This is a genomic window from Alkalihalobacillus pseudalcaliphilus (genome assembly GCF_028610675.1).
GTDB classification, from domain to species: domain Bacteria; phylum Bacillota; class Bacilli; order Bacillales; family Bacillaceae_D; genus Alkalihalobacillus; species Alkalihalobacillus pseudalcaliphilus.
The window spans coordinates 420,424-435,745 of the sequence record NZ_JAQQWS010000001.1 but is presented as its reverse complement, the minus strand read 5'-3'; the positions used below and the strand labels follow the sequence as shown (position 1 = coordinate 435,745).

The following is a 15,322-nucleotide window of genomic DNA, read 5'->3' as shown; positions in this document are numbered from 1 at the left end:
TTACTCTTCGATCATATTGTATTTGTACGAGGTGGTGTAAAATGTTTAAATTATATTTAGATCCTGGTCACGGGGGAGTGGACCCAGGAGCTATTGGCAATGGGATGCAGGAAAAATAAATTACCTTAAATATTTCCCATAGCATCCGAAATCTCTTGGAAAACCATTATGAAGGCCTGCAAATTAAAATGAGTAGAACAGCAGATATTACGCGCAGCTTGAAAGAACGTACAGATGATACGAATGCTTGGGGTGCAGATTATTTTCTATCCATCCACGTTAATGCATTTAACGGTTCAGCTCATGGGTATGAAGATTATATTCATAACAGTTTGTCTGATTCATCGAGAACAGCGTTAATTCGGGACATTATGCATGAAGAAATTGTCAAAGTAAATAACTTGCATAACCGTGGTAAAAAAAAGGCCGATTTCCATGTACTGCGAGAAACCAGAATGCCCGCTTTATTAACGGAGAACGGATTTATTGATCATGCAAGCGATGCCCAAAAATTAAGAGACCCGAATTGGCGGCAAGCGGTTGCCCAAGGGCATGTTAATGGGTTAGCACGCGCGTTTAATTTGAAGAGAAAATCGACTAATCTGAAAAGCAATATGGCTATTAAACGTGTAATTGTTGACGGTGTGCAAGTAGGTGCTTACGCAGAAGAAGAAAATGTGTTGAGATCTGTAAAACGCAACCTGAGAACAGCACAAAGGATTATTATTGAAAATGTGTAGTTTCGTTGGGAAAACGGTTGCTTGACTGCGAGCACGTTAAAGTTTTATCAAAATGGATAACTAGGCTGGATGAACAAAATATACGCTAAGTCTTTGATGTGACGGGCTTAGCATTTTTTTCTTGCTCTAAGTTAGTCCGGCCGATATAAGCCAGGACTAGCTTAATATCAGATGAATAGAACGAAGTTGTTGAGGGAATTATAGCTCATGATGTTTCTATTTCCAATTGTTGGATTTGAGGTGAGTTTTTGCCTAAGATTACTCCTATTCAGTCATACATGATTATTATGCTTTCGAACGGATATTTTTGAAGGCAAACTGCTTTTGTATACTCCGACCCTACGTTCCTTGTTCTCCCTCGATATCTCAAAAAAACCCGCGCGAAATCCGGAAGAATCCAGTATTGAGGTCTCGGTACGGGGGCCAAAGGATGGATTTGTGGAGGAACTGGGAGTCAATGTGGCGTTAATTCGGAAACGAATCAAATCAACCAGCATGGTTTATGAAACGAAAAAAGTAGGCGTTCGCACGAAAACAACCGTTGCGATTCTATACATGCGTGACATTGTTGATCCTAAGATTGTTCAAGATATAAAGCATAAATTAGATGATCTTCACATTGACGGAGCGTTTAGCGCCACTCAGCTAGAAGAATTAATGGAACCGACAAAAGCATTATTTCCTTTGATGGGGTATACAGGAAGACCAGACTTTACCGTTAACTGTATGCTAAATGGCCGTGTAGCGTTGATTGTGGATGGTACACCGGCTGCGTTGATTGCGCCTGCCAATTTATTTTTGCTTGTGAAAGCACCCGAAGATATCCACTTTACTGCTTTGTCAACTACATTTGGTCAAACGCTTCGTTTACTTGGTTTGTCCGTATCGCTACTGCTTCCTGCATTTTTTGTTGCCATTCTTTCCTATCATCAAGATCAGCTGCCCTATTATCTGCTTGCCACTTTGGGGATTAACCGGTTGGGAATCCCTTTTGATGTGGCAGTTGAAATGTTTATTGCACTTCTCTTCTTAGAAATATTGCGGGAAGCTGGTATCCGATTGCCTTCTGCGGTCGGGTCCACGGTAACAGTTGTAGGAGGACTTATCCTGGGGGATGCAGCCATTCGTGCTGGATTCTTATCCCCAGGTATCGTTGTCATCGGAGCAATTACACAAATCTTTGGTTCAACTTTATCGAGCTTATCATTGGCTGGAACAATTAGTATCTTACGCTTTTTTCTTTTCATTCTGTCTGCCATGCTTGGCATTTATGGCTTCTTTCTTGGAATATTTATTGTGCTCAGCCATTTAGCCTCTTTGCGTTCATGCAGCTTGCCTTACTTGGCCCCAATATCACCTCCTTTTAAAGACTTGGCCAACGCTTTGTTCCGATTACCTTGGCCATGGCGAAACACTCGACCGGACATGTTGAAGACACGAGATTCTACATGACAAGGGGATAAGCAAAAATGAGGAGATATAAAAGTATGGTTGCACTTTTCCTTCTCCTTACCCTAACCGGTTGCTGGAGCAGATATGAAGTGCAAAACATGAACTATGCTACGGCTGTTGGAATAGACTATGTCGATGGCCAATACACCTTATATGTGCAATTGCTTGATTTCTCGACAGTGGCCAAGCTGGAGGGACAGCAAAAAGCGGAGCAGCCCCCGGTTTGGGTGGCCAAAGGCGAAGGTTCCTCGTTTACAGAGGCGGCAAATGATTTGTACAGTACATCACAACAGCGCTTAAACTGGGGACAAATCTCTGCCATCTTGTTCAGCGAGAGATTGATGAAGGAAAACAAAGTCGGAGAAGTGCTGGAATTGATCAACCGTTATCGTGAAATAAGATACTTGGCCTGGCTGTTTAGTACAAGAGAGCCTCTTGAAGAAATCTTGCTGGCAACTCCATTTTTTAGATTATCGCCAAAGGCATCCATTCTTCACAATCCCGAGCAAAGTTTCAGACAGTTCTCTATCCTTGCTCCGGTCCGCCTGCAACAATTTGTACTGGACTCAAACGAAAAGGCTAGAACCAGTTATATACCGGAATTATCGCTTCGCAAAGGTCAATGGCAGGAAAGTAATAAACCAAAAGAGCTGCTTAGATATTCAGGCGTACAAGTATATGATCTAAACAATTATTATGGACGAATGGATCTTAAGGATTTGTCGGGAATGCCCTGGCTAAGTACTCACACGATCCGAGTACCTCTTGATTTGTTTACCGAAGAGAAGCTTGCGGCTGTTCTTATCGCAGAAAAACCCAAATATGAAGTGACTCCTATTGTGAAATTGAACAATGCGTATTTCGATATTTCAGTAAAAGTGAAGGCGGGGATCAATGAATTGCATACGGACCTTACCGAAAAGGAACTCACACAAATGGCTCAGGAAAAAATAGAGGAGCAAATCCGCAAAACGTATCAAACTGCTTTTAAAGAGGGTATAGATATTTACAATTTGGGCGAATCTTTGTATCGCAAACATCCACATCAATGGAAGAGCATTGCCACAGGAAAACAGCAACTCGTTTTAAACCAAGATTCCCTGCGCCATGTAAAGGTTGAGGTGAATATTGTTTACCCTGGAAGATATAAATTACATGAACATGGTGAATCCACCTCGTGATTCTGGCAAGTGAAATTATTAACTCACCTTGCTTCTTCTGCTTAGCGTTGGGGAAGCAAGGTTTTTGTTTCCCAAAAAATAGTTTAACGTTGTAAATCCGCATTTTCCTGACGGAACCCCATTATCGGTATATTTAATCCAGAAATAATCATTTTTGTAAAACCTTAAAGAATCTAGGAAACAAGTAGCTCTGTACACCTTTTTATTAATGTTTTCAGGCTTGACGATGTTTGGTATTACATTAAATGGAGAGATAAATATAACATTCTTATTTGTTTCTCTAAATTTTTTAATCCAATCCCTCTTTATCGTCGGGATGTTCAAACCAGATAAGATTATTTTTTGGAAAAAGGGAAAGATGAATGTTACCAAGACTTATAGAACTTTAAAATTTAGCAAACGGGTGTGTTAACGGGAGTAACTAAAGCCTAATTTCTCACTTATACTACCGAGAAATTAGGCTTTTTTAATATCTGGATTTCCTTATCGTTGTTAATCCGCATTATCCTGACGCTACCCCTATATGTATTAGTGAACACAATGTAGATGACATTAGTAGGAGTATCTCGTCTGCGTGCTCATCAATGTCGATGAGCATTTTTCGTAAGTGTTGTGGCATTACACAATCTTCTAAACGTATATAATTGTAGACGACCGGCCATGATTGGTAACGCAAATACGTATTCTTCATGAATTCTGCATGGCTCAGGTTTAGGCTCCTGAGTACAGCGGGTTGCTCCAAATACAGTTTGCCTTGATAGCGTTCTAACTCTAGTGCAGCCTGTTCATACATGTCACAGGTCAAATCTAAAACAGTTACGCCATCGATATATCCAGCCACAGCTGGCATTCATTCTTATCGTTATTAATCTCGGCGTGATAACACGCCAGCGAAAGGTATCAGAGAATGTCGTACCCATGTCGGACGTATATAGATCATATTCCCTTCTCCATGAAGTTGGATCTCCGTATCGCTACCATTTTTTCTGGATTTTTAGCACGATACGGTATGGCATCTTTTCACCATCCGCGGTTCCATCACTCCCTGTTACTAGATATACGTTTCCTACCGTTCCGCCATGTATTTCCGTGGTTTGGAAGTCTGCATAGTTGATATCCTTCTTGAACTGTTGACTTAAGGCATAGTTAATACTCTCCTGTTTAATTGAAGCATACAAGCTAACCCTCAAGATGAAAACTATTATGGATCAGCAATAGATTTTCGTTGTACGACTAACCGGCATTTCTTTGTCGTGCTTCCGTTTTTATCTTGTCTTATTGGATTTTTTTAATAAATTTTTAATAATATTATGGTACGTGAAATTTTATTTTTTATTCCATGGTTTTAACACTTTGGCGAAGAATGAGTTCTGTACCAACAAATATCATCTTTGATACTTTACGTCCATCAAACCTCTCCATTATGTATCCACAGCCGTTTCACCGATAATCTCGGTATATACTTTAATAGAGCTCAACGCTGGAAATACATACTTAGAAACCGACATATCATTGAGACCAATAATACTTACGCGCTCTGGTACGTCAATATTCGCTTCGTGTAATGCTCGTAGGCAGCCAATGGCCATGACATCACTGCTTGCAAAAAAAGCGGTTGGTAGATTTTCTTCGAGCGTTTCTATCGCCTTTTTCATAAGCTGATAACCGTCTTCAACTGAAAACTGACCAATAAAAACATGTTGCTGCTTGTAGTCGCCTACTTCTTGTATATAACGGATAAACGTTGTCTCACGTAAATCGATCATTTCATTTTCTGCACCCTTTAACCATTCACGGCCACAAATAAAACCAATCTCTTGGTTTACGATATATTTTTTTGATTAATCATTACGGTACGCGAAATTATAATTGAATCATTTCTTCTTATTATTTAATATAATCGCACAGACTAAAAAGGCTTAGTAGATTCTCTGCTACTAAGCCCCTTACCTTCATATTATCGTTCTATTATGCTGCTAGTGACTTTCTAATTGAAACAATTTCTACACATACGCAGAAAATCTCAATAGCCAATTCTAATTCGTCTAGGCTTGGGAATGTTGGAGCGATTCGAATATTACGATCGTATGGGTCTTGACCGTAAGGATAGGTTGCTCCTGCACCCGTTAGTGTAACACCAGCTTCTTTTGCTAATAAAACTACCTCTTTTGCACATCCATCCAAAGTATCTAAACTAATAAAGTAACCACCTGAAGGTTGAAGCCATTTGGCAATCTCTTTTCCACCCAAAAACTTTTCAAATAACTCAATCGTTTTATCAAATTTTGGACGAATAATTTCCGCATGCTTTTTCATGTGCTCTTGTAACGAACCTTCTTCCTCAAAAAATCTTACATGACGAAGCTGGTTGATTTTATCCGATCCAATGGTTTGAATGCCTAATTGATTTTTAGTTCGGGTTGCATTTTCTGGGCTTGCTGCCATTGCTGCAACTCCTGCACCAGGAAACGTCACTTTAGAGGTTGAAGCAAATATAAAAACACGGTTTTCGTTACCGGCATTTTCGCATGCATCATAAATATTGACTAGCTCATCATGTTGCTCCGTTAAATGATGAATCGCATACGCATTATCCCAAAAAATACGAAAATCCTTTGCACTTGTTTCCATCTCAGCTAAACGCCTTACTACTTCGGCTGAGTAAGTGTTGCCAATTGGATTACTATATTTAGGTACGCACCAAATACCTTTAATTGTTGGGTCTTCTTTCACTAAATTTTCAATCGTATCCATATCTGGACCGTCTTCAAAAATATCCACTGTAATCATTTCAATACCAAATAATTCACAGATAGCAAAATGGCGATCATAACCAGGACTTGGACAAATGAACTTAATTTTTTCATATTGACTCCATGGCTTAGGACTATTCACAACACCAAAAAGCATCGCTCTGGCAATCGTGTCGTGCATCATCGTCAGACTAGAATTTCCTCCGACAATTACTTCTGCAGGTTTTACCCCTAAAATCGGAGCAAATAATTCTTTCGCTTCTGCTAACCCGTCTAATACGCCATAATTTCGAATATCAACACCTGAGTTCGTTTTGTAAACGTCATCAGATGTAACAAGATCTAACATCTTTTTAGTTAAATCTAGTTGTTCAGGACAAGGTTTTCCTCTAGACATATCGAGTGCTAGTCCCTTTTCTTTAAATTGATCATATTTCTTTTCAAGTTGTTGTAATTGTTCTTCTAGTTCTTGTTGACTGAGGTCACTTAATACCGTCAATTCCATCTTCTCCTTCTCAAATACCTTGAAATGAGTCTCTCGTTACTTATTCTAAAATAAATTGATGAAAGATGCTAGGATGAACATGTATTATTTTTATATTGATTAGAATAATGGTGTCTGAAGAGTATGCTCTCCTGCCTTTTGCTTCGCTTGTAGTATACCTTATGTGTAATGGTACGAGTTGGTCATTGCGGTTTATGATTTTCACGTCCAATTTTAATTTCACGGGCTGTATAATGCCGACAAATAAGAAAAACCTATGGCATCCAGTTTCAATGTCACAGGTTTTGGTTAAAAGTATCAAATCAAATTTAATTAACTTTAGAGACAGTTACACGTCTATACAATTAAGAATTACTTGTTCGTTTTCATTTAAGTAATACTGTCTTCTAATTCCTCTACTAGTTCTTTTAATGTTGCTTTGATATTAAACACATAAACGGAATCCGATTGATTGAGATACCATTGCAACCGTTCAAGCTCCAAATCTATTTCTGCTTCGACTACTTGCCGCTCGCGTTTTATTTTTTTCTTTAATGCATGTTTGGCTACGTCTTTTGTAGTCTTTTTTAAGGCTTTTTCTACTGTTGTGCTTTTGACATCTACATCAATTAATTCCATCGAACCTGTTCGTTTAATAAAAGTTAATTTATTATTAACTTCTTTATTATAAATATTTAAAATCATTTTACCTTCATTAAAACCCCAAAAAATACGATAGTTATCACTCATTACTTCATATACCATTTGGTTTAGCTGTTCTTTTGACATGTGTACCGAGAAATCATTGTAGTTCGTTTCCATCGTTTACACATCCTTTTTTATCTTAGTAATATCTTTTATTATAATGTAAGCCCTTACATATTGCTATGAATTTTTCTTAATTTTCATTCTAATTATAAGGATTTCACGAAAAAATTTATCGGTACAATCTGACAAAGTTAACGCAAAAAAAGTCGTATATCCTTATAAAAGGCTACACGACTTTTGTATGAAGGTGGACTTAGGGGCGATAGGTTATGCCTTGAAGTTAGCTAGTCATCCATCTTGCGATACGACCTTAACAGGACAATGATCCCTTTTTGGTCGTACGGACTCCTCATGGTGATGGAGTTGTAAACGGGCCCACTGTTTAAATAGTCGCCACTACTTTCATCTTTGTTGGTGGCGAAGTGAACCGGGCTTCGCCATGTGCGTTTTGTATCAAAGTTATCTAAAGCTGATGTGCGAAGCGTTACTTACCACTACCAAAATCATGCTCCTCTGTGTATGTGCTACTCTTAAGTATAAGTATCGCTCTTGAACAATAACTAAAATGAATTGAATGAATGGCAATCAATTAAAAGGTTCAAACCACACTTTTATATTTGTTTGTGATGAGTTGTTAGCAGCACCATTTAAGTTTTGTATAAATGTTAGGCACTCATGGCGCTGCTGGCCGTTTCGTTATCTTTTTTTATTTTTTGCATCGAGTAATCTCTTCATTCTATCTTCTATTGGCTTTTCTTCTGCTTGTTTCGTTTTATTTTTAGGTTGTTTAGTTTTCTCTACATCTTCTTGTTGCTTATTTGTCGTCGTTTTCTGTTCTTTATCGTTTATGGATGTGCCGGTTTTCTTTGTTGAATGTTCACGCTTTTGTTTGATTTTATTTTGAAGTGCCGTCAGATTTTCATTGGTGCTCTCTTTAAGATTTTTTGATAGTGTCATTTTTTTATTCCAACTCAGTAGACCAAATCGACGGATTACAATTTCTATAAAAAATAATAATAAAGCAAGTAAAACAAGCCAATGATTAATCGTCTGTCTTTCTACCTTTGGATAAACGAGTTCTCTAAATACCTCATTAGCAGATTCGATATGCTCTCCATTGGTAGAAGAACTTAATTGTTGCAGCCACTCTTGATTGGCTTCTTGTGGTTTGTATTCATCTGAATAAGGAACCGAAATACTCGTTTGATAAAGGGGAGTCTCATCCCGTTGATCGATAAGTTGTAAATAATGGACACCGACATAACCTTCAAACGTTAATTCATATTGATTTGGACTTATCCTTCTAAATTGGTGCCGAACATCTTCCCCGACATCGTTAACTAATTCAGCCCCTAATAAATAGGAGGCGTCATCTTCAGACTGAATCGTTACGGTTGTTTGCGAGCCATGATGGTTCGTATGAATAAAAAAGCTCTCATCATTGGTTGATGGTAGGACCCATGTAACTAGTTGATTTAAAAAGGTTGACCACTCAGACCAAGCAGACCAACTACCAGACCACTTTCCTTCAATATCAGATGTCCAAGCTATCGTCCGACCTAACCCATACTGCCATCGGGCAAGAATTGGATCTTCTTTTTCACTTTCTAAAATAACCTCTGCCCTTTGTTTTGGTGTTGTTGCAATATAGGCATTCATTTCTGCTATTCCATTTTCCCACAAAGGGGTCCATTCAGAATCGCGAACAAGTTGAGGATAGAATGGCTCATCTTCAATATAAGTCCTTGTCATCATAATTGTCTCACGGGAAAGGATACTAGGTATTGTACTTTCATCAAAAACAGAATAATAACGTCCATTTCCATATTTAGCTAACTCTTCTAGTAAGCCATGGTTCGCATCAGAACCAACTGCAATTGTTGATAAAGTAACCCCATTTTCTAAACCACTTTCGATCAAACTTTGGTAGTCTCCACCTCCATAAGAATCACCGTCTGTTAATAAAATCATATGTTTCCTTTGTAATGACTCATTCACCAACTGAGGATATGAAAAATCTAAAGCACGGTATATTTCTGTTCCACCATCAGCTTGAATGGAAGTAATTTGTTCAACAACATCATCAATATTATTTACGGGACCTGTCTCGACCACTTGCCATGGCTCACTATCAAAGGCAACAACTCCAACAGTATCATCTGTTCGTAGTAGTTCTACAGAACGGGCAGCTGCTTCCTTCGCTAGTTCCATCCGATAACCAATCATCGACCCAGATTTATCAATCACAAACATAATTCCGAGTGAAGGTAATTCTTCTTCCCCTTTTAGCTCCATTTCAACTGGTAGAATTTCTTCGATAGGTGTTTTAAAATAACCACCTAACCCGAAACTTTCTTCCCCTCCAGTCATCATAAAGCCTACACCAAATTGTCGAACTGCTGTTTCAATCAAATCCATCTTTGCTTCAGATACGGCAACACCCGAAACATTGGCAAAAACGATTGCTTGATAATTTAATAGATAATTTAAGTTATTAGGTATTTGATCAGGGCTAATACGTTCAAATCCAAAATTAGTAGCTGAAAGGGCCGTGGCTAATTGTTGTCCAGCGTTCTCTTTTCCTTCTACCAGTAATATTTTTGGTTCTCCGATTACTTGAAATGTCGCTGTGAGCTGGTTATTTTCAGGGATTTGATCAAGCTCAGCATTTATTTCTACATCGACGACTTGTAGACCCGGCTCAGTTGCCTCGTATTGATATTGATAAGTACGCAACCCTTCAATCACTTGTATATTCTCTTCAATCACAACCTCTCGATTCACACGAATCCGTATAAGTGCTTCGGTAGTTTGTGTGCTTTCTAATTGAAAAGAAATAGTAGCTTGTTCTCCCAAATATACGTGCTCACTAACTTGTAGTTCGCTCATCGCAATATCTTGTTGCATATCCTTTTCGACTAAAACCGTATCAATCGTTACACCTTGCTGCTCGGCCAGTCTTGATATAAGCTGGGCATCACCTTTCGTCTCCAAGCCATCACTCATTAAAACAATTCGACCATTTCCTTCTGGTAATAAACTGAGTGCCAGCTGTAAACCAGACTCCATATGTGTATGGCTACCCGCTTGACGTTCATTCAGAGTAAATGTATTCTGTTCACCTAAAAGTCTTTCGACATGAGCTTCTTCTCCAAATGAAACGACTGCAAACGCATCTTCATCCTTTTTAGTTTGGACCGCATCATAAATAAATTGCTCGGTTTCATTTTCTTTTCCTTTTAACGAATCTGAACGATCGACAACAAAAACAGTTTGGACAGCCTTTGAAGTAAGAACAAGGGTAGGATCAGCTAGCGCGAAGATGAGTAAAGCCAAGACGATCGAGCGAATACTGACAATCCAGCGTAACTCTTTTTTATTTTGTTTATTTTTCATCGTTCTTACAAAGAAAAATACAGATAAGAAAGCGAGAACCAGAAATAGGAACATCCATGGATGATTAAATTCGATATTCACGACGATACACCTCCCATTCAACAAACAGTATGATGAAAGCTAGGAGCACAAACCAAAATAATAAGTCATTTTGAAACGATTGCTCTTTTGCTTGTTCAGACAACGTTTCACCGCCCTCAAATGAAGGAAATGCCTGAACGGTTCTTTCATCTGTTGGTAATGTCACATACAAAGGTAAACGAATGGTATCGTCTTGTTCATGGACGAGCTCATAATAACCCGGTTCTTTTGGGGCCTGGAATTCTCGCTGATCAGACGAAAGCGTCGTTACAACCTTACCAGATTCATGAATGAGGTCATATTGGCCAACGTCTGGATAACGAATTTCCCTGTGCTCAGAAGGTTCAAAATAACCTAGCATCGCTTCATTATTTGCGAGTTCTTCTATCGCTTGGTAAAAGAAGATCGGGAAACCATAGTGAAGCGGCCAGTCTGAGTCATGAATGTCAAAATTTATGGAAATAAACGGTACTTGTCCCAACTGTCCTTTTTCAATAAGTGGAATTTCATCACTTTTAACTAACACTTCTGTATCCAACTCGTTTTCTATCTGTCTAGCCTCTGATATATAGACTTCACTGATATTTTGAAAATTAAATAAAGTTGATTCAAATGATTGTTCTGGTTTTAGTGATAAAACTTCTTTTTTAGAATATTGAAGTGGGCCGGCTTGATGGGTAGCAATGAATATAATAGGCCTATTAATCTCTTCAAGTAAGATATCGGAATCTGTGACAATCACGGCATTTGGGTCAGGATCAAGTATATCTGTCCATTTATCGGCTGATACTACATCAGCATGGAGAATATTTAAAGTTTGTAAAACAAAAGGACTCAAGTCACCAATCGCATAAATAGTCGGTTCAGCTGAAGGATAACGAAAACTAATAAATGTATTGTCTAACGAAAATTGATCTTCACGAAGTAATGATAATTCATACTTCTCTCCACTAGGCACGCTCTCTAACTCGAGATAACTAGCTCCCGGTTCAACGGTATACATTTGTTCATCTAATAATTCTCCATCAACTCTTAATTGAATGGGCACCTCAAAAGACTTGTTGTTTTCGTTATATACTTCTATATAAGCCTTTTCTTCTGAATCCATTAAAACGAAGTTCACTAAACCAATATTGTCGACCTCTTCCTCACCAAAATTAGACACATAATAAGGATATGTTCGCTCATCTTCAGCCTCGATCGTAAATCGATCAGAGTAAATATGTACAGATATATCTTGTTCTTTGGCCACTGCCTCAACAAATGAAAAAGCATAATCAAAGTTAGCCGTTTCATAGTTCGGTGTTAGTTCTTCTACACTCTGCCTCATCATTCGGCTATTTTCACCTTGTAAGACAATAGGCTCTGCGGTATTCCCGACTAATAAGACGCTCACAAATTGGTCTTTATGAACCTGTTCCAAAAGATTCATCACTTCATCTTTTGCTTCATCGAACCTAGTATTTCCTTGCTCGGTATAAGCTAACATGGAGGCAGAACCATCCAGCAAGATAAAGATATGTTCTCCTTCAATGTGCTCTGTATTTTCGAAATACGGTCTCGAAAGTCCAATTACAAGTAAGAGGATTATAAGAAATTGCAAATAAAATAACAGGTGTCGCTGCAATCGATGCCACCATTTTGTTGCTTGCCATTCATTTAATGCTTCTCGCCAAAACAAATCAGAAGAAACGATGTGATCTTCATATTGCTTTTTAAACATATATATAGCTATTAAACCAACAAGGAAAATACTAGTTGTCAAAAACCATGGTGCGATAACTCCCATCTCCCTCACCCCCTTTACTTTATCTATCTCTAAATGCTAGCGATGTTTACATAATAATTTGTTCCTGCTTTAATTGAACAAAAAGGCTCTCCAATGGTGCATCGACATCCATTTGAACAATTGAAATTCCTCGCTTTTGACAAAAATAACGTAACCTCTCTATATGCTCATTTAATCGGTCTACATAACTATTTATTGTCTTTTTTTGAATCGTTACGTTCACATGGGAATCTGTTTCACTATCAATGACTTTCTTATCACCACGAATCGTTGGCTCTATTTCATCCTTTGTCATCACTTGTAAAATGATAAGTCGGTCCTTTGATTGAAACTGTTGAATCGATTCAATGATATCATCCGTTTCCTCAAATGTGTCTGTAAGGAAAACATGCAAAGAAGCACGATGTTGTTTGACTTTTATAAGGTTCTTAAAAAAAGCTTCATGATTAAAATCCATTAAAGTATGTAAGTAATGATTTAATACAGGGTAATACCCAGCTCCCTTCTTTTGTAAGAATGGACTGGTTTTCGCTTGAATGGGCAAGACACTCATTCGGTCACCGTTCGCAAAACCAATTAATGCTAGAAAACTCGTCACTTGTTGTACTTTTAGCCATTTCAAAGGATCTAAACGCATGGATTTTGAACAATCTATATAAATAGCAACCTGCATTTCTTTTTCATCTAAAAATCTTTTAATATAGTGCTTGTTCGTTCTCGCATAGACATTCCAATCAATTTGTCTTAAATCATCACCATAATGATACGAACGATAATCAGAGAAATCTAAGGAGCGACCGAATCCTGTCGCACGCCGATTTCCTTGCTGTCCTGATACTAATCTAGTTCGTGTCACAAATTGTGTTTTTTTTAGCCTTGCTTCAAGTTGAGGAGTGAGAAAGCTGTTCATATAGAACGACTCACTTCGCTGTTCTCTCCCAGTATTTGTGCCAAAATCGTATCGGACGAAAATCCTTGTGCCTCTCCTTCAAATGTTAAAAAGAGACGATGCCTCAATACAGGGATAAAAACTTCTTTAATGTCACCAATCGAAACATGTAATCGACCTTCTGTTAATGCTCTTGCTTTAGCGAGCCTTATTAAGCTTTGTAAGCCACGAGGTCCAGCACCATAGCGAACAAATCGCTTTACCTGCTCAGAAGCAGCCGCAGAGGTTGGTTGCGTTTTTTCTATTAACTCAATCGCATAATCTAGTACTTCATCAGATAGGAGAATCTGCTGGACAAGCTGTTGTAGATTTTGTAACGTTTCTTGATCAAGCACTTCCTGTAATGTAACTTCTGTTTGGTTAACCGTTCGTTCAATAATCGTTTTAAGCTCTTCTTTTGTCGGATATTCCATCGTCACTTTACATAAAAATCGGTCCGTTTGTGCTTCTGGTAACGGATACGTTCCTTCTAGCTCAACAGGATTTTGAGTTGCTAATACAAAAAATGGCTTGGGAAGACTTTTTGTTTCTCCCATAACCGTAACCGTCTTTTCTGCCATTGCTTCTAGAAGAGCACTTTGGGTTTTGGGTGTAGCACGATTAATTTCATCAGCTAATACGATTTGTGAAAAAATAGGGCCTTCATGAAACTGGAAGCGTTGTTCTTTGTCATGTTGATTAATCATCATCGTGCCCGTAATATCTGAAGGCATTAAGTCTGGTGTGAATTGAATCCTTGAAAATGTTAAGGATAGGACATCAGCGAATGTACGAATGAGCATCGTTTTACCAACACCTGGTAGACCTTCTAATAATACATGTCCCCCTGCTAACATCGACCAAAATACTTGTTTTTTTGCTTGTTCTTGTCCAACAATAAAAGATGAAACCTCACGATATACATCGTTGACTTTTTTATTGGCTTCTTCATAATGTTGCATTGAAATATCCATCGAAATGCCTCCTGTTTTGTATGAAAGTGGACTAAGGGCGATGTGCTCTTCTTCGAAAATCGCTACGGGAATAGGGGGCACGCTTTCCGCAGGCGGGCGCTGAGCTAACTTGCTAACGCAAGTGGATCTCAGCCTGCCCTTTCCTCCTGCAAGAGTCGGCCTCCCCATTCCCTCCGCTTAGGTTAGTGCAGCCTTATTGGTTGGCGAGTTTCTCATACAAAATATAAATGTATTAAATGAAAAAACACCAGGTAAAGAAGTAAAAATGCAATTAAACAAAATTCTATCAGCCAAAGAGCAAAAGCCTACTTTGAATTTTGTCGGTGGCGAAGGGAATAGGGCTTCGCCATGTGCATTTTGTATGAAAGTTACTGCGAACACGGACCGTTGCTCGTTGTTACTCTTAGACAATCGAGTGGCACTGAGCTGATCGTCTACGCCACTGGATCTCAAGCTTTCGCCACTACGTCCCACGCGAGTCTCCGTATAACAGGCCGCTAGGTTACTTTAAATTCTTATGTTCAAAAACAGTCTTACATCATTTATTAAAATGAACCAGCACAAAGAGGAAAGTTAATGTTTTTTACTGCCCCTAATGGCCCGATTGGCTCAACTAGAAGCTGGTTTGACTATTTACTTCCAGCTTAAGTTTCACCTGACCCCGCCATAATGGGCAGTAGGCTTTTTTTAATGCCTTTATTTTACTGCCCCTAATGGCCCGATTGGCTCAACTAGAAGCTGGTTTGACTATTTACTTCCAGCTTAAGTTTCACCTG

Annotated in this window: 10 protein-coding genes and 1 pseudogene; 3 read left to right on the top strand and 8 right to left on the bottom strand. The window is 38.6% G+C overall.

What is annotated here, in order from left to right:
* The first annotated feature begins 41 nt into the window (after nucleotides 1-41).
* From PQ479_RS02095 to PQ479_RS02085, 3 genes and pseudogenes are all read left to right on the top strand, one after another.
* Nucleotides 42-740: pseudogene (locus PQ479_RS02095) on the top strand (N-acetylmuramoyl-L-alanine amidase family protein).
* Nucleotides 741-1,043: 303 nt separating this feature from the next.
* Nucleotides 1,044-2,192, top strand: a complete 1,149-nt coding sequence (locus PQ479_RS02090) for a spore germination protein (protein ID WP_083991266.1) — start codon at nucleotides 1,044-1,046, stop codon at nucleotides 2,190-2,192.
* 35 nt (nucleotides 2,193-2,227) lie between these two features.
* Nucleotides 2,228-3,373 carry a Ger(x)C family spore germination protein gene (locus tag PQ479_RS02085; RefSeq protein ID WP_047989241.1) on the top strand — a complete coding sequence of 382 codons (1,146 nt, stop codon included), beginning with the start codon at nucleotides 2,228-2,230 and terminating at the stop codon, nucleotides 3,371-3,373.
* Between the two features lie 974 nt (nucleotides 3,374-4,347).
* Here the strand turns inward: PQ479_RS02085 and PQ479_RS21845 are convergent.
* The 8 genes from PQ479_RS21845 to PQ479_RS02045 form a co-directional block, all read right to left on the bottom strand.
* Nucleotides 4,348-4,551, bottom strand: a complete 204-nt coding sequence (locus PQ479_RS21845; protein ID WP_420535510.1) for a hypothetical protein — start codon at nucleotides 4,549-4,551, stop codon at nucleotides 4,348-4,350.
* Nucleotides 4,552-4,794: 243 nt separating this feature from the next.
* Complete coding sequence (locus PQ479_RS02075) at nucleotides 4,795-5,178, bottom strand: substrate-binding domain-containing protein (protein ID WP_273716842.1); 384 nt, start codon at nucleotides 5,176-5,178, stop codon at nucleotides 4,795-4,797.
* Nucleotides 5,179-5,341: 163 nt separating this feature from the next.
* The gene (locus PQ479_RS02070) at nucleotides 5,342-6,625 is read right to left on the bottom strand and encodes an aspartate aminotransferase type Ic (protein ID WP_047989242.1); all 1,284 of its coding nucleotides are present in this window, start codon (nucleotides 6,623-6,625) and stop codon (nucleotides 5,342-5,344) included.
* Between the two features lie 375 nt (nucleotides 6,626-7,000).
* A complete protein-coding gene (locus PQ479_RS02065) occupies nucleotides 7,001-7,432 on the bottom strand; it encodes a hypothetical protein (RefSeq protein ID WP_273716732.1) in 432 nt (143 codons plus the stop codon).
* 642 nt (nucleotides 7,433-8,074) lie between these two features.
* Nucleotides 8,075-10,855: a VWA domain-containing protein gene (locus tag PQ479_RS02060; protein WP_047989244.1), complete on the bottom strand. Its 2,781-nt coding sequence runs from the start codon at nucleotides 10,853-10,855 to the stop codon at nucleotides 8,075-8,077.
* Nucleotides 10,839-12,644 (bottom strand): vWA domain-containing protein, encoded by a 1,806-nt coding sequence (locus PQ479_RS02055; protein ID WP_047989245.1) that lies wholly within the window; start codon nucleotides 12,642-12,644, stop codon nucleotides 10,839-10,841. Before PQ479_RS02055 ends, PQ479_RS02060 begins: the two co-directional genes overlap by 17 nt.
* Nucleotides 12,645-12,690: 46 nt before the next feature.
* On the bottom strand, nucleotides 12,691-13,554 hold the full coding sequence (locus PQ479_RS02050) for a DUF58 domain-containing protein (protein ID WP_053070428.1): 864 nt from the start codon (nucleotides 13,552-13,554) through the stop codon (nucleotides 12,691-12,693).
* Complete coding sequence (locus tag PQ479_RS02045; RefSeq protein ID WP_047989246.1) at nucleotides 13,551-14,546, bottom strand: AAA family ATPase; 996 nt, start codon at nucleotides 14,544-14,546, stop codon at nucleotides 13,551-13,553. The genes PQ479_RS02050 and PQ479_RS02045 overlap by 4 nt, the downstream gene beginning before the upstream one ends.
* Between the last annotated feature and the right edge of the window lie 776 nt (nucleotides 14,547-15,322).

Coding starts and splice junctions, on each gene's coding strand:
- PQ479_RS02050 (WP_053070428.1), bottom strand. CDS start 13,554: ATGAACAGCTTTCTCACTCCTCAACTTGAAGCAAGGCTAAAAAAAACA.
- PQ479_RS02055 (WP_047989245.1), bottom strand. CDS start 12,644: ATGGGAGTTATCGCACCATGGTTTTTGACAACTAGTATTTTCCTTGTT.
- PQ479_RS02085 (WP_047989241.1), top strand. CDS start 2,228: ATGGTTGCACTTTTCCTTCTCCTTACCCTAACCGGTTGCTGGAGCAGA.
- PQ479_RS02045 (WP_047989246.1), bottom strand. CDS start 14,546: ATGGATATTTCAATGCAACATTATGAAGAAGCCAATAAAAAAGTCAAC.
- PQ479_RS02065 (WP_273716732.1), bottom strand. CDS start 7,432: ATGGAAACGAACTACAATGATTTCTCGGTACACATGTCAAAAGAACAG.